This window comes from Photobacterium arenosum, from assembly GCF_014841115.1.
Classification (GTDB): domain Bacteria; phylum Pseudomonadota; class Gammaproteobacteria; order Enterobacterales; family Vibrionaceae; genus Photobacterium; species Photobacterium arenosum.
Genome location: NZ_JACYTP010000001.1, coordinates 329,892 through 345,676, shown reverse-complemented (window position 1 = coordinate 345,676; position 15,785 = coordinate 329,892). Strand labels below are relative to the sequence as shown.

The window sequence follows — 15,785 nt, the reverse complement described above, 5'->3', positions numbered from 1 at the left end:
ACATATCATGCCAAAACGGTAAAGCAAGCCAGTTTGTCGCTTCCTGAGCTGAGACGCCATGCTCAATGTGAGCCCGGCAACAGAAAGATCCGAACAGTTAAGCTAGCGACAGTACAAAGGCTAAGATCAATATTTCATTGTCAATAAACTGATAGATAAGTGTCATCCATATTTAGATTCTCTGTCACACAGACCAATTAGCATCATCAGCTGAATATTGGACTAGTCCAGTTAACGCCATGGAATAGAGATAAAAAAGGATTAAACATGTCGATCAAAAACAGGCATCTGGCCAGTGTCACGGCTATCTTGCTGACAAGTACTCTGTTAGCGGGGTGTAATGAGCACTCGGAAACGGATCAGGATGATAAAAAAGGCAATGCTGGTGTAGGCCAGATTGGAAAGGAGCTGGTTATTCCGCCTCCGACTGCATTAACGCAGGTTACGTTTACTATTCATCCGTATCTGCAGCAACCTACAGCCAATAGCATGGCTGTGTTGTTTGAAACTAATGACACGTCTCCGACGGTTTGGGTCAGGCCGGCAGAAACGCAAGATGAATTTACTGTTGTTGAGCCTGTTGCCGTGGACAACACGTATTTATACAGCGCAGCGATCACCGGATTAAGTACAGATACGCGCTATGAGTATTACGTGGTCAGCGGCGATGGCAGTCCGTCTGGCGTGTCGGCTGTTTCTGAACGCTATGTGTTCAAAACCTATCCGGCAGCCGGGATGACACCTGCCCCTTTTAATGTGGTAGCCATCAGTGATACTCAAAATAACAGCACCCTGGGGGCGCTGAACGATCTCATTACCAAAGGCATTATTCCAACGGTATGTCACAGTCAGCCGGAGCAATGTGCGTCAGAGATCGCGGCGATTACGATTTCCGGCGACATAGTCAACAGTGGCGACAGCATGTTGCAGTGGCGTCGTGATTTTTTTGACCAGATGAAAGCCATTACCCCTTATGTTCCGCTGGTGGCCGTTCCCGGTAATCATGATTTTTACGGCAATGCTGAGCTGACCAATTACCGTCATTTCTTCCAGCAGCCTGAAAATGGTTCGGCGGGTTATGAGGAGCAATGGTATGCACTGGATTACGGCAACTTACGTTTGGTCGGGCTTAACAGTTATCCGATTTCCAAGAACCACGGTAAATTTAACGCGGAGATTCTGGGGATACAGCGTCAGTGGCTGCGCGAGTTGCTGATCAACACCCAAGCGGATAATAATGTCGATTATGTCCTGAGCATGTTCCATCATCCGTGTCTGTCTGAACTCTGGCTATCGGGCGAAAGTATCGGCAGTTGCGAGATGGTGGCTGAGATGGAAGATTTTTCCCGATCAAGCGGCAAGATAACAGGCCATTTATTTGGGCATACCCACGCGTATTCCCGCGGACAATCCATGGATACCAGGCACCTTTGGCTCAATGCCGCAACGGCAGCAGGCTATCGTGAAAAAATTAACGATGATAACTACTATCAGACAGATACCCGCGATTACGATACCTTTGCCATTAGTCAGAGTGAGTTCGGCTTTAACCTGCTGACGTTCAATCAGCAGAGTTCACCTTCCATGCAGCTGACCCGCTACACTGCCACTGTGGCCTCGAAAGGGGGCGGTTTTGCCAGCCTGGATGATACCTTTACTGTGTCCGATACCCTGACCATGAATGCCAGTCCGGTTGTGCCAGAGGCGCCACAAGTTCTGGCCGGTAACGGTAATCACGCTTTTAATCAGCTGAATCTGGCTATCAGCCATCCTGATCCTGGCACCATTTATGAAGTGCAATGGCAACTGAGCAAAGCCAGTCAGTTTGATTCAGAGATTTTTGATATCTGGGGGAATCAAACCCGGGCCCACAACATCTGGCCGATGCAAGATGGCAGTATTCAGGGGATGCCGACAGATACGCAGGCGGGGGTTGATCTGACTACAATCAATCTTGCTGACTTTTCAGGCCAGCTCAAAATGGGCAATGATGAAATCTACAAATGGCAGAAACGATCATCAGAGCATTCCCATGATTCGTACCGTGACCCGTTCAACGGCAGCTCAGCACCGGTACTGACATTATTTCCGGGAGATACCTGGTACTGGCGTGCCAGAGTGCGTAATGACAATCTGGGCTGGTCTGATTGGAGTGACACGGCGACATTAGCCATTGATGCCGGGACGACAACCGCGTTACCTGTTCAGAATGGCGGCGCGGAAGCGCAGGATCTTTCAGGCTGGACAGTCGGGCAGGGCTACTGGCGAGTGCTGCAAGAGATCGACAACATCACGGCCGCAGAAGGGGATTATTACTTCAGCGCCCGTCCGAATGATTCCGCTGCTGGTAACGCTGCCTATGATGATCTAAGCCAGACTTTGGATGTCAGTGCGTTCAGCAGTGTGATTGATCAATCTTCCGCATTCGTTCGATTCAGTTTTAGCAGCAATGGCTGGGGCGACGGCGATCATGCCGTAGTGACGCTACAACCTATAGACAATAACGGAAACGCCATTGGTCAGCCAACTGTGGTTAAAACCGAGAGTAAGAAACAAGCGTGGCTGAATAATGCCTCAACCCTGTTGTTACCAGTGGCGACCCGGGAGGTGAAACTGACACTGCGCGCAGTGAAAAAAGCAGGCAGCATGGCAGATGTTCATATTGATAATGTACAGCTTTCACTGACCACGCCTTAACGTCACTCAAAGGCTGATTAAAACATAACGGCATCTTGATGATGCCGTTATAGATCGGCTGACGTTGACATCAGCAACTTAGCGCCGAATAAACCCAGCAGAGTGCCAGCAACACGGCAAAATCCTTTTTTGGCCTTTAGATACAAGTTTTGCGCGCGTTCTGTTGAAAGCAGCACAGCGACTATGGCATACCAGCCAAAATTTGTCAGGAAAACACCCAGGCTTAACAATACCGGAGTGAGGGAAGGTACCTCTGCGGGCAGCAAAGCGGCAAAAACACTGCTGAAAACCATGGCTGTTTTGGGGTTACTGAGCTGGGTTGTTAAACCATAGAAAAAGGATGAATGCACACTTTGCGTTTTACCTGCCGCTACTGCCTGAACACGTGGTTGCTCCCCTTGTTTCCAGATTCGACATGCCAACACGCACAGATATAAGCCACCAAGTAGTTTAAAGGTCAGGTACAACTCAGGTACCGTTTCGAATAATGTCACTAAGCCAAATGATGCGAGTAAGGCAAAGATAAGGGCGCCAGTTCCCATTCCCAGTGCAACAGAAAATGCCTGTGTTCTGGAATGAGACATAGCCGTTTGAGCAACTAACAGAAAAGAGGGACCGGGCGTCATTGCGCCCAGTGTCAGCAAGGCCAAAATGGGTAAAAGAAACACGTACGATTGCATCTTTCCTGCTCCAGGTTCAGCGGTACAAACTGAATTTACCGGTAAATGATTTCAGAGTTTCAGTGTCGCCGAACAGACAGATTCCCAGGTACTCTAATTCACTTTCCGGGGTTTCTTTGGTCCACGCTTGCTGGGCAATGGAGCCACCTTCAGTCATGGTGTGTGTGAAATCGGTAAAAGGAATTTGATGCCTGATGGCTTCCTCTCTGACTTTGCGGATTTTGTTCGAGTTATCTGCTTTCAGAACAATAAACGGAAAGTGAGACAGACTCGGATGGCAGTTGCCATCAGCATCATGATAATCAATGTATTCAGCTCCTTGCTGATCGACCAGATGAGACAGCCCTGCACTCAGGTGTCCCAGCACATTCAGTGTTCGGCCTGCATCCATTTTTTTGCTTAATACTGCGATAAAGCGTTTTTGATCTTCGTTCGGCAAGCCCATTGATACGTTTCCTTTTTCTCTCAATATCTATCAGCACTGTTTACGCTGTTCTTCTGTTTCGCAACAAACAAAACAATATGCATATCTGCTGATAAAGCGTCAACCCTATAACAGACAATTGTTGGAAGCGCAGGTAAATCCTGTGCGGTAACAGGAAGATGCAGAATTTAATCTCTATGCTAATTTTATTCTTATCTGTTTACTTTTGTTCTCACCGCTGTAAGAAAAAGCAGCCATAGTGACAGACGGTATGTCAGTGCATTGGTGTCCCGGAGTTTGTCAGACATCATTTGTCTTTTATTAGCAATCAGCCAAAAGGAAATGGTATGAAATTCAAGTGGTTAAAATGTTGGGTAGCATTGGGCGGTATACTGCACGCCGCTGGGGGGCTTGCCGCAGATAACTCTGCCGCTCAAGCGAATAACCCTCTGGCAAACATGACAGCTCTTAACTTTCAAAATTACTACATTGGAGAGGTCACTGAGTCTGACGAATACGCTAATCAGTTTTGGGTACGATTTGCGAAACCTGTTTCAGTCGGTGAAACAAACTGGATCATGCGTGCATCTTTGCCAGTGAACACCTACCCCACATCGCCTACCGGTGGTCATGAAACCGGTATTGGTGACTTCAACATTTTTGCCGCTTACCTGATTGATACCGGAAATCCGGCTGTGAGTTTCGGTGTTGGTCCTCAGCTTACTGCACCGACAGCGACCGAAGACGAACTCGGCAGCGAAAAATGGTCTGCCGGTTTGGCGAATGTGCTGTTTAACGCCAGTTCACCCGTGTTCCAGTACGGCTATTTACTTACCTGGCAGGAAAGTTTTGCCGGAGAAGATGCTCGTCAGGATGTCAATGTTGCTGCTTTCCAGCCTTTTGCATTTTATCAATTGGGAGGAGGCACCTATTTGAGAGCAGCGCCAATCTGGGTTTATAACTTTGAAAACGACAGTTATAGCGTGCCATTAGGCATAGGTGCTGGTCAGGTCATCAAAAAAGGCAAGACTGTGTATAACCTTTTTGTCGAACCGCAATTTTCAGTTGCTGATGACGGCCCTGGTTATCCAGACTGGCAGGTTTTCTTAGGATTCAACATGCAATTTCTTAATTAATGCCGAACTATCACTGGTTAACAAGCTGATTTTATGGGGGAGCATTCGGTTTCCTTATGATTTACTGAATTTTTTGTGATTCGATTTTCGTTTTCTTGCAATGAAATGTAAGCGATTGTTGCGACTACACTGATACTCAACTTAATGATATAAATCTATGGTCATAATTGGCTGAGTTTCTTAAAATTCATCGTCTGGAAATGGCGTTTTGTGCAGGTTATTTGTGTTCCCAGGCTGAGGTTGTTTTGTTTAACGTTCATCACCGAGTATGACAACAACATGAAGATCAAAAACCATGGAGTGCTACACGTTATGAGAAGTTTTAATTCTTTTAGACAGGAAAGTTGCTCTGATGCAACGTCTTCTTCCGGCAGGATTCGCACAAAAAGCAAGTCTTTGTCAGTCGTTTCCTTGTTCATTTCAGGTGTATTGCTGGCGCCGGTTTCAATGGCGGCTGATGAAGCCAAACCGGCTACGGATGCAACCAAATCGGCTAATCAGGCACTGATGAAAGAGTTGCCTTTTGATGATAAAACCGGGTTCGAACTGGCGCACAAAGGCTTTATCGCTCCCTTGCCACAGGAACAGATAAAAGGCGAGCAAGGGAACCTGGTGTGGGATCCTGCGAAGTATGGTTTCATTAAAGAAGACCAAGCTGCACCCGATACGGTTAACCCAAGCTTATGGCGTCAGTCTCAGCTTATTAACATTTCAGGTCTGTTTCAGGTAACTGATGGCATATATCAGGTCCGTAATCAGGATTTGTCGAACATGACAATTGTGGAAGGTAAAGAGGGGATCACGATTTTTGATCCGCTCATTTCTACAGAAACAGCCAAAGTTGCTTTAGATCTTTATTTCCAGCACCGTCCGAAAAAGCCGGTTGTCGCCGTCATTTATACACACAGCCATGTTGATCACTATGGCGGTGTGCGAGGTGTTGTTGATGAAGCTGATGTGAAATCCGGTAAAGTGAAAATCTATGCGCCAGTCGGCTTTATGGAAGCCGCGGTTGCTGAGAACGTAATGGCTGGTACAGCAATGAGCCGTCGTGCATCTTATATGTATGGTAACCTGCTGCCGCCAAGTGCGACGGGGCAAGTTGGAGCCGGCTTGGGGACAACCACGTCTGCAGGTACAGTCACCCTGATCCCACCAACTGATATCATTACCAAAACGGGTGAAACAAAGGTCATTGACGGACTTACCTACGAGTTTATGTATGCACCTGGGTCTGAAGCACCATCGGAAATGCTTTTCTATATTAAAGAGAAAAAAGCCATTAACACTGCCGAAGATTCGACTCACACTTTACACAATACCTATTCTCTGCGCGGCGCGAAAATCCGTGATCCATTGGCCTGGTCTAAGTATTTGAATGAAGCCATTCATATGTGGGGCGATGATGCTGACGTCATGTTTGCCATGCACCACTGGCCAGTGTGGGGGAAAGGTGAAATTGTCAAACACCTTAAATCGCAGCGCGATTTGTATCGCTTCATTAATGACGAAACTTTGCGTATGGCGAACCAGGGTAAAACCATGGTTGAAATTGCCGAAGACTTTAAGTTACCAGACGCATTGAATACGTATTTCTCAAACCGTGGCTACTATGGCTCTATCAATCACAATGTTAAGGCAACGTATGTGCTGTATCTTGGCTGGTTTATTGGTAACCCTGCGACATTGCACACCTTACCGCCTGTTGATGCGGCAAAACGCTATGTAGATATGATGGGCGGTACGGATGCGCTACTTAAGAAAGCAAAAGAGTATTACGACAAAGGGGAATACCGTTGGGTGGCTGAAGTGGTGAATCACGCGGTTTTTGCTGACCCTTCCAATCAGGCAGCGAAAAACATGCAGGCCGATGCACTTGAACAATTGGGTTATCAGGCGGAAAGCGGCCCCTGGCGTAACTTTTACCTGACGGGGGCAAAAGAACTGCGAGAAGGGGTGAACAAGTTACCTGTTCCTGATACGGCCAGCCCGGATACAGTGAAAGCGATGAGCTTAGAGCTGTTCTTTGATTATCTGGCAATGCGCCTGGACAGTGAAAAAGCAGATGGTAAGAAAATCGTTCTGAACTTTGATTTCACCGACCAGAAAGAAAAGTATCTGCTTGAGATGGAAAATGGCGTATTGAATCATACGTTGGGCGCCGAAGACAAAGAGGCGAATGCATCTGTTTCATTGGCTCGCACTACGCTTGATGCCTTAATGCTCAAACAAGTGACACTGGAAGATGCCCTTGAAAAAGGTGATATAAAGATCACCGGAGATCAAGAGAAGCTGACTGAGTTGTTATCTTATCTCGATAATTTCGATTTCTGGTTCAACATAGTGACACCTTAAGCGACACGCGAGACTGTTACTAAGATAATCAGGGCACTCATTGAGTGCCCTGATTTATTCGCGAGATTTTAGCTGTCATGCTGTCTGTGCTGGGTACCCTCACCGGCGGTGATAAACAGCATACGTGCCGAGTGCTTTATTTTTGCCGTGTGCCATACGCCTTTAGGTACAAACACGTATGATCCTGGGGACTCCAACCTGACCTCGTGTATCCCTTCCGGCATTTCCAATTGAAATGTTGCCGATCCAGCTAGCAGTATGACAATTTCATCGCCTTGGGGATGTGCTTCGCTGCCAGACCAGTCAGAGCTAAAATCGTGCAAGCTGACCAGATATTCATGATGAAAATCACCAAGCTCCCCGGCCATTAACCGCGGCCAGAAAGTGTCATTCATCTCAAGAAGCTCAATACTTGCATCGTTTTTCAGCCGGATAGAGCTGCTGGCGAGGTGTTGCGGCTGTTTTCGCGTCATGTTGAATCCTTTCTTTGCATGGATATCAAAACGGTGGGAACACATGCAAAAAAGATAGCAGATATCTATGATGTGGCCTGAGATGTGTCCTGAACGTCATCAGGCTTCAAGCTCATACGCCAGCGCATCGTCGGGTGTAAAATTGCTCTTAAACGTGAAAGCAAATGGGCTGTCACCTTTATTTCTCAGGTAATCAAGACGTTCTTTGGCTTCCGCAATGGTCGGGATATGATCATCTTCTACCCACCACAGCACATAAGTATCTTCCGCTGAACGATGAAACCATTCAGCCTTACGGCGCATGAAGTCGCGGTGATGGGTTCGAAACATAAAGTTTTTAAGCGTATCTACCGATTCCCAGACAGACATGTTGATAAGCATATTGGGGGCGTCGAATGCCTGAATACTGGTTGCATCGCCGGATTCATCCTGAAGCCGCCATATGAAGCCTTCACTGCTTTCAGCAATGGCATTCACAGGATCCAGATTATCGGCAAAATCTTTAATTTCAGGTGCATCCATTGGGTATTTGGCAAGGGCGATGTTCAGTTGCGCTAGTTTCATGCTTCTTCCTTGATAATGGTTAACCCAGATTGAGGGTTTGTCTTTGATGCTGCTCGTAATTTAACCATATCAACAGTATGTTGAATAGTGGTAAGCCATTCGCTGTCAGGCGATGCCGGTATACAAGCGGCTCCAGCCGAGCAGCAGGCCAGCCGCGAAACCGACCCATACCAGAGTTGCCAGACCCAGTGTCCAGAATAAGCTAAACCGATAACTGAAGTAGTATACGGCCACCAGATAAGCGGCATAGGGAACTAATGAATACAGACTGAACAGAGCGGTCACTCTCAAATCCGACATGGTTCGCTCTGTGCCAATAATATAGTGGGCAATTAAGGCAAAAGTTGGAAATAAGGGCACTAAACCTGCAATGAAAAAACTTTTACTTTTGGAAAGTATCGCAATCAGCAGTACAGCTAGCGCACCCAGCAGACACTTAAGAAACAAGGAGACCATTGAAGTTAATCCATCAAAAAAGAGATTATAAGTTAAAGCAAAAAAACACTGTGAACAGTATTTTGTATTTTTAATTAGAGTAAATATTCTATAGTTGAGCATTGAAACTGCTCAGCTAAACGTTATAGATAATTTTATTACATTATTATCTATGTTGCTTAATCAATATAAAGTGATGCGTCGCTTTAACAAAAAGGTAAAGTTAAAGTCTTTATTATCAATAACAGCCTGCCGATGAAAGCGTATTTTGACTTATTGTTATCGATTACATTTTATGGTTTGTTTTCATCTTGTTGTTTTGTATAATAATTATTATATTATGGTAAGACTTTATATCTTATAATATAGCGATTTACTGATATGTTATTTGTCTTTTTTCATCCGGGATATTTAATTGGGTAAATAAAGGGAGTGTGAAAATAATTCATTGACTTTTTATTAAATGCATTGATATAACGGCGTTGCATATGAGAGGGATGTTTTTATTAGTCACATATGTTTTTGCATTTATGCAAGCCAACATTTCTATAAGAAGGTTTCAATGAAAAAACAAATAACGCCTTTGTTAATTATATTACCTTTTGGTCATATAGCGTCCGTGTCTGCACTGGAAACCAGTGCTTTTTATCCAGAGGAAGTCGAAATTCATTACAATCTCGGCCCTGAAACGTGTAACGCTGATTTCCGGCCAGTTACGCGTTCTGAAGCATTGCGCTTTCGAGATTCGATAATGAACAAAATCGGAAAGTGGTCTTATGTTAGTTTAGCCGATGGCTGGGTCATTATGGGGCCCGGTTACATGGGTGAAATTAAACAGGGAACCGCCAGCCATACTGCTTGTTATCCTCTGAATGCAGACACAAATATTTTATCTTTCCCTGCTATTTCCATTGATGAAGGATCTAAAGAGCGTGTTGAATGGACATTGCTCAGTGATCAAGACGATTTTGTAAAACCTGCCGCGTACCTGGCTCACCACATGGGCTATGCCTGGGTGGGTGGTCCGAAAGGAAGCCAGGTTGGCGATGACATGAAAGTCTGGTGGGACAGTAACGAAAGTGCCTGGAATATTCGGGGTAATGACGGTCCGTGTGACGGATACCGTTGCCAGGATATGACAACCATAAAGGCGAAAAACTTTGCTTACACCATGGATCCGGCTTCATTTAAAATTGACGGTTCTATCGTGAATTCAAATAGTCAGCTGGTGAATACGATCTCCTCGACGGCGGTCAATAAAACCAGCATTCAGCAGCAATACGTCATTGATATCAGTTACAACACGTCAACCAGTTGGTCACAAAGTAATGATTACAGCTTCAGTGAAAGTATTGAGGTTTCCAGCACTTTTAAGAGCCCTGAAGTCACTGGCGGTGTTGAAAAATCAATATCCGTGACTTTTGGTGCCACTCAGGCATGGGGAAGCACCAGTGGCGGTGAAGAAAGTAACAGAGTGACAATTCAGGCAAGACCGGTAGTACCTGCGAATAGTGCACTGAAAGTGCTGTTGAATGTGTACCGGGCTGATATCTCTTATCCTTACGTCTTTGACGCGGACGTATCGTATGAACTGGGTTTTGATGGTTTCATGCGCTGGGGTGGGAACGGATTGCTGTGGCATCCGAAAGACAGACCAGACTTTACAAGTAACTTTGCTATCGGCCGCTTCGCCGGCAATGAAAAGAGTCTGGAATTCCAGTGGGATCACCGTGATATTACAGGCATGAATAAAACCTGGGACTGGAACTGGATCGCGCAAACGGCGGGTTCTTATGACACCCGTTATTGGCTGGGCAAAGTACTGGCGCCTAAGAAAGCACGCGTCAAAGGCCAGTTTTACGCAGAAGATCAGTTCACCGGCGAGCTGTATTTTGAAGAGATTGCCCTTCCTCAGGGTGATTCAAATACGGCCTCAATGGAGAAAAGCATTCAGGATCAACTTGAAGATGCTGGCCTGAAAGATGTTCAGGTCTCTGTCAGAAAAGCTGATACCGGGGTGTAACTATCTGTAGCTAGATGAAAAGAACCGGAAACCACAAAGGGGTTTCCGGTTTGTTCGGATCGAATTCAAATCGAAAGTAACTGTGCTTCAGGCTTGAACTGGCCAACAGTCAGGCCAAACTGATCAGTGTGTCGAGCCAATTTGTTTCACGGAAAAATAGGGCTCGTTATCTGCCATCGTGACTTGAATTTGTGTGATGCTGCCATTGCGAATCGTTAAATTTGAATACCATTTAGGATTCTTCCAGTCGAGGCCAAGTACATCTGCAACTATGGCACGAATCACGCCGCCATGCGTAATTATCAGGACATCGTGTTGCAGCTCGCTGACTATCCTGGTCCAACAGGCCGTCACCCGCCTACTGAAGTTTTCCAGTGATTCGGCATCAGGTAATCCTGAGCTGGCTGGGTTGTGCCAGAATTGCTCAAGCTGTTGCCACTCTTCGCTCACGCTGGTTATTTCCTCAAAAGGTGTACCGTCTAACTGACCAAAGTACATTTCTTTTAATGCCGGTTCGCAGACCAGAAGGTGTTCACCTGCCAGTAATTCAGCTAGCGATAAGCAGCGGCGCAAAGGAGAGCTGATAACGGTTTTATAGTGAATATCAGCGTTGGCAAGCGAGTTACAGATAGCCTGATTGGTCTCGGGGCTGACCTCTACATCGGTTGAGCCGTACAAAGCGGAGGCGCCATTAACTTTTCCGTGGCGGACTAATGTGACGGTGAAGGTTTTCACCTGGCGATCCCTTTTAATTGGAGTGGTAAACCGGCTGTCACCAGAGTCACCTCATCGGCAATGGCGGCGAACTGCTGATTCATGCGGCCGGCGTTGTCGACAAAATAGCGGCTCACTTCGCCGAGCGGCACCACCCCCATGCCAACTTCGTTCGAGACAAAGATCAATCGGGCCTGGCTGTTTTTCGCTGCCTGTACCAGATCGGTAATACGTGCTTCCAGCGCTTCATTGCTGCAAGCCTCTCCCAGTGAATAAATAACGTTATTCAGCCAGAGAGTTAAACACTCAACCAACACCACATCGTTCGCGGTAAACTGAGTTAACAGGTTTGCCAGTTCCAAAGCACATTCGTGTTCAGCCCAGTTATCCCCACGTTGCTGCTGATGGTGTTTGATCCGCATGCGCATTTCATCATCAAATGGTGTAGCAGTGGCGATATAATGCAGCCTCTTACCCTGTGTGGCGTTTTCTTTGGCCTGCTGCTCGGCAAAGCGTGACTTGCCGGATCGTGCACCACCAAGTATCAGGCTCAATGTCGTTTGAATCGTCATTTTATCCTCACTGGTTGTGAACTGAGGCGATAAGGATCAGGTAGATCAAAAGTTCCATGAGTTGCTGAGCCGCGCCCAGACAATCACCGGTAAATCCGCCAAGCCGCGCATTCAGCCAGGCTTTGAAACCACTCCGAAACAGAACAGCCGCCACTATCAGCACCAGTGACAGATCGGGCACCAGTAACAGGCAGACGAGGGTGCCGGTCGCCACTAAAAAGAGTAACTCAGGGACGGTCTGGGCATTGGCCAGAGGTTTGCTCTTGCTGGTACTGGAGTCGCTGACATAGTGCATGTCGAAAATCAGTGAGGCCGCGACTGTGCGGCTGAGTGTGTAGGCGACAATCAGAACCAGGGCCAGTTCAGTATGCTCAGCCAGATAGCTGAGCATGATAAATTTACCCAGCAAGGCCATGATCAGGGTGGCAGCACCGTAAGTGCCGATCCGACTGTCTTTCATTATGACCAGACGGCGTTCTGTCGTCAGGCCACCGCCAATGCCGTCAGCCATGTCGGTCAGGCCATCTTCATGAAATGCCCCGGTCAGCAGCAGGCTGAACACCATAGTGATAAAGACGGCGAACTGTGGTGGCAACCAGGCTGCTGTTATACTGTAAGTAATGGCACACAACGCCCCCAGTATAAGCCCAACCAGCGCAAAGTAACGCCCGGCCCGATTCATACGTTCGTCGGAATAAGGGGTTGACGCTGGAATGGGTAGGCGGCTGAAAAAAGACACCGCCAGACAAAACAACTGATACTGATAACGAAGGTTGAACATTTACACCGTGACCCCGGCATCGGCGAAGCTGGCCATGTTGTTGTAAAATTCAGCACTGGCACGAAGCAGGGGGTAGGCCAGTGCCGCACCAGTTCCTTCGCCCAGGCGTAAGCCTAAATCCAGCATAGGCTGAGCTTCGAGAAGAGCTAACACTTTTTGATGCCCTTGCTCTTCAGAACGGTGCGCAAAAATCATCACATCACGAGCTTCCGGCTTGAGCAATGTGGCAATATAAGCCGCGATCGAAACGATAAAGCCATCCACCAGAACAGGCACGCGTTGGTCACTCGCGGCCAGAAACGCGCCGACCATTTGAACGATTTCAAAGCCACCCAGCTCTGCGAGTGCACGTAATGGACCTGGTTTACCGCTTTCACTGTATCTGGCAACACCCTGACGAATCAGACTGATCTTGTTACCCAGCTGCGCATCGCTGATCCCTGTGCCTTTACCGACGCAATAGGCCGCGTCAGTAATACTGAGCGCCGACAGCAGGGCGGAAGAACTGCTGGTATTGGCAATGCCCATTTCTCCGAACATCAGCAGATTACAGCCAGCTTCGATAGTCTGTTTGGCAATTGAACCGCCTAATTCCAACCCCTCGGCAACTTGCTGCTGACTCATGGCGGCTTTCTGGGCAAGGTTATGTGTTCCGGCACCCAATCGCTGTACGATGAAATCAGGGTTATCGGTTTCAACCGGTAGCATAATGCCACAATCAATGACTTTCAGGTCAATGTTGTTAATGCGGCAAAACTGATTGATAGCTGCACCGCCAGCGAGGAAATTGAGCACCATTTGCTGGGTTACTTCGCTGGGGGCAATACTGACGCCTTCTTTGGCAATACCATGATCACCAGCGAACAGCAGCATGGTGGGTTGAGTTAAGGTAATTTGGGAAACCGCCTCTTTCTGTCCCTGACTTTGCAATAAAGCAAGCTGGTGGGCTGTGGTTTCGAGTTGCCCCAACGCGCCCAAAGGCTTGGTTTTGTTATCTATGCGTTCCTGAATGGCTGATGCGTGGCGAGTGTCTAACATGATTTCTAACGCTCCGGTTAAGTGTTTCCATAATCACTGTATTGCAGTTTACTCGCCAGAGGGGCCACTATCCAGTGAAAGCAAAGTGTTTGATATTGTTACTTCAAAATGACAGGAAGAGAGAATGGAATTTGCAGGAGAGCTCAAATTTTTTCGGGACGGTACTTCTCTCATAAGCAGACACTGCTTTGTCAGTCATTCACATCACAGGCCAGATAATACCTGGCCTGTGATTAACTCCCTTACGCCTTGAGCTGAACTTCCAGTTTCGCCAGCATGAGGTGGGCGGTCTGCAGTGCTCCTTCCACCCATCCCTGACTGTGGGAGTATGCTTCACCACAGATATAGAGGTGGGTATTTGCTAATGGCTGGACGATGTTATTGGCCACATCATCACTTTGCACACCAATATTCCAGCTGTTCCAACCGCCGCCAAAAGGGTCATCACCCCAGTCACGAAATGCAGCCTGAAGCGGCAGCGTTGGAGTGACTTCCGCGGCAGACACATCATGCATCAGGTTAACCTGGCGGGTGACTTCCGTCATCATAGATTCAGGCGCCTGATGCGCTTCCCATTGCGGATCGACATTTTGCTGTTTCAACAGACGTCCGGTAAATGCCTTGTGTTCTGGTAAGGGTAGGACTTCCAGCTGTTGTTTCCATGCCAGGCCACGTTTTTGTCTGTAGCCATCCCAGAACCCTACGTTGACACCGTCATCGTAACTGGCCATCAGAATTGCCGGGCCTTGTAACGCAGGTCCCCCCTCGTTGGTTGGCCAGTAATAGGTTTGCCTGACAGGCATGTCAGTCACGCTGCGTCCTTCCCTGATGCCGGATTGATCAACCCACCAGGGGGACGCGTAAGTGGTAAACAATTTAAACAACGGCCTTGGTGTGACAGTACCAGTTAAAGCTTTCACTTCTGGTTGCTGTAAAACAGGACAATTTTGCTCCAGCAAATCGATGGAACGCCGTGGCATCGCAAGCACGATATGCGTGGCTGTACACTGGATATCATTGTACGCCGTGATCGCTAATTCACTGGTGAAATTGAGGCTAAATACACCGTTAACCTGTTCAAAACTATTCAGTTTGTGGCCGAGTAACAGCTCGCCACCAATCGCCTGAAGTTCTCTGGCCAGCGCTAATGGTACTGACTGGAAACCCTGTTTAAATCCGAGGTATTCGACGCCATCACCGAAATCGGTCAGAAACCAAGGGATGGCATCGGCGGCATTCCAGTTCGACAAGGTAGAATTGTAGCCACCGGCATCGCGGCAGTAGCTGTAGTCTTCGCTGCTCATGACAACTTGCAGAACATTCCAAAAGCCCTGTTCGTACAGCATTTTGCCATTGAATTCAGTGTTCATTGCCATTTCACGGCGCTGTTGTTCAGTGAGATCAATGGCGGTAATGCCGGGAACGATTTTATCGAATGCCTCAATAACCAAAGCGCCGGGTGTTTTGCCGAAAGCGTCAGGACTGTAGTTGTATGGCACAGCATGCGGATTATCTTGATAGTCACTGAGCCGGAGCCGTACATCGCGTAAATAGGCGATATTGGCCGGCGTATCGACCGGGAAATGGTAGGTTTCTATTGGATCTGGCAGTGAAGCAAATTGGTTGATCTCATCCAGTAATGCGTGGACGAGTGGTTGTCGTGTTGCATCCAGAATACGCATGCCACCCAGCTCTGCGACCATGTTATTGACATCTGGCGCCTTGACGGATAATAAACGGCCACCGACGCGATCGCTGCCTTCAAAAACAGCAATGCGCTTACCGGGGAAATTCTTTTTTAACTGCCAGGCGCTGTAAACGCCCGATACGCCAGCACCAATAATGGCAACATCATAATGTTCACTCATATTACTTTTCCTTGTAGATAGAATG

General features: G+C 47.5%; 14 protein-coding genes. 4 read left to right on the top strand and 10 right to left on the bottom strand.

Translation table 11 applies throughout. From position 1 onward, the window contains the following. The first annotated feature begins 267 nt into the window (after positions 1–267). Entirely contained in the window at positions 268–2,697 is a 2,430-nt protein-coding gene (locus IFO68_RS01565; protein WP_192014043.1) for a purple acid phosphatase family protein, read from the top strand. 47 nt (positions 2,698–2,744) lie between these two features. Here IFO68_RS01565 and IFO68_RS01560 read toward each other — a convergent pair whose 3' ends face one another. After that, complete coding sequence (locus tag IFO68_RS01560) at positions 2,745–3,377, bottom strand: LysE family translocator (RefSeq protein ID WP_192014041.1); 633 nt, start codon at positions 3,375–3,377, stop codon at positions 2,745–2,747. 16 nt (positions 3,378–3,393) lie between these two features. Then, positions 3,394–3,822, bottom strand: coding sequence for a DUF2000 domain-containing protein (locus tag IFO68_RS01555; RefSeq protein WP_192014040.1), 429 nt, complete (start codon positions 3,820–3,822; stop codon positions 3,394–3,396). A gap of 326 nt (positions 3,823–4,148) precedes the next feature. Here IFO68_RS01555 and IFO68_RS01550 point away from each other — a divergent pair, with 326 nt between their 5' ends. Together IFO68_RS01550 and IFO68_RS01545 are read left to right on the top strand one after the other, a co-directional pair. Next, the gene (locus IFO68_RS01550; protein ID WP_225444996.1) at positions 4,149–4,937 is read left to right on the top strand and encodes a hypothetical protein; all 789 of its coding nucleotides are present in this window, start codon (positions 4,149–4,151) and stop codon (positions 4,935–4,937) included. Between the two features lie 447 nt (positions 4,938–5,384). Continuing rightward, positions 5,385–7,292 (top strand): alkyl/aryl-sulfatase, encoded by a 1,908-nt coding sequence (locus IFO68_RS01545; RefSeq protein ID WP_225445019.1) that lies wholly within the window; start codon positions 5,385–5,387, stop codon positions 7,290–7,292. A 68-nt stretch (positions 7,293–7,360) separates the two neighbouring features. On the opposite strand, the gene IFO68_RS01540 is transcribed toward IFO68_RS01545, so the two are convergent. The 3 genes from IFO68_RS01540 to IFO68_RS01530 all read right to left on the bottom strand — a co-directional run bounded on the left by IFO68_RS01540 (position 7,361) and on the right by IFO68_RS01530 (position 8,785). After that, positions 7,361–7,765 carry a cupin domain-containing protein gene (locus tag IFO68_RS01540; protein ID WP_192014036.1) on the bottom strand — a complete coding sequence of 135 codons (405 nt, stop codon included), beginning with the start codon at positions 7,763–7,765 and terminating at the stop codon, positions 7,361–7,363. A 99-nt stretch (positions 7,766–7,864) separates the two neighbouring features. Continuing rightward, the gene (locus IFO68_RS01535) at positions 7,865–8,329 is read right to left on the bottom strand and encodes a DUF3291 domain-containing protein (protein WP_192014034.1); all 465 of its coding nucleotides are present in this window, start codon (positions 8,327–8,329) and stop codon (positions 7,865–7,867) included. Positions 8,330–8,434: 105 nt separating this feature from the next. Further along, positions 8,435–8,785, bottom strand: coding sequence for a GlpM family protein (locus IFO68_RS01530; RefSeq protein WP_192014032.1), 351 nt, complete (start codon positions 8,783–8,785; stop codon positions 8,435–8,437). A 541-nt stretch (positions 8,786–9,326) separates the two neighbouring features. On the opposite strand from IFO68_RS01530, the gene IFO68_RS01525 reads away from it, so the two are divergent. Continuing rightward, positions 9,327–10,787 carry an aerolysin family beta-barrel pore-forming toxin gene (locus IFO68_RS01525; protein ID WP_192014030.1) on the top strand — a complete coding sequence of 487 codons (1,461 nt, stop codon included), beginning with the start codon at positions 9,327–9,329 and terminating at the stop codon, positions 10,785–10,787. Between the two features lie 123 nt (positions 10,788–10,910). Here IFO68_RS01525 and IFO68_RS01520 read toward each other — a convergent pair whose 3' ends face one another. The 5 genes from IFO68_RS01520 to IFO68_RS01500 all read right to left on the bottom strand — a co-directional run bounded on the left by IFO68_RS01520 (position 10,911) and on the right by IFO68_RS01500 (position 15,760). Continuing rightward, on the bottom strand, positions 10,911–11,522 hold the full coding sequence (locus tag IFO68_RS01520; RefSeq protein WP_192014028.1) for a histidine phosphatase family protein: 612 nt from the start codon (positions 11,520–11,522) through the stop codon (positions 10,911–10,913). Beyond that, positions 11,519–12,073, bottom strand: a complete 555-nt coding sequence (cobU, locus tag IFO68_RS01515) for a bifunctional adenosylcobinamide kinase/adenosylcobinamide-phosphate guanylyltransferase (protein WP_192014026.1) — start codon at positions 12,071–12,073, stop codon at positions 11,519–11,521. The genes IFO68_RS01520 and cobU overlap by 4 nt, the downstream gene beginning before the upstream one ends. A gap of 7 nt (positions 12,074–12,080) precedes the next feature. Further along, positions 12,081–12,854 carry an adenosylcobinamide-GDP ribazoletransferase gene (locus IFO68_RS01510; RefSeq protein WP_192014024.1) on the bottom strand — a complete coding sequence of 258 codons (774 nt, stop codon included), beginning with the start codon at positions 12,852–12,854 and terminating at the stop codon, positions 12,081–12,083. Further along, positions 12,855–13,892: a nicotinate-nucleotide--dimethylbenzimidazole phosphoribosyltransferase gene (gene cobT, locus IFO68_RS01505; RefSeq protein ID WP_192014022.1), complete on the bottom strand. Its 1,038-nt coding sequence runs from the start codon at positions 13,890–13,892 to the stop codon at positions 12,855–12,857. 242 nt (positions 13,893–14,134) lie between these two features. Beyond that, a complete protein-coding gene (locus IFO68_RS01500) occupies positions 14,135–15,760 on the bottom strand; it encodes a flavin monoamine oxidase family protein (RefSeq protein ID WP_192014020.1) in 1,626 nt (541 codons plus the stop codon). Between the last annotated feature and the right edge of the window lie 25 nt (positions 15,761–15,785).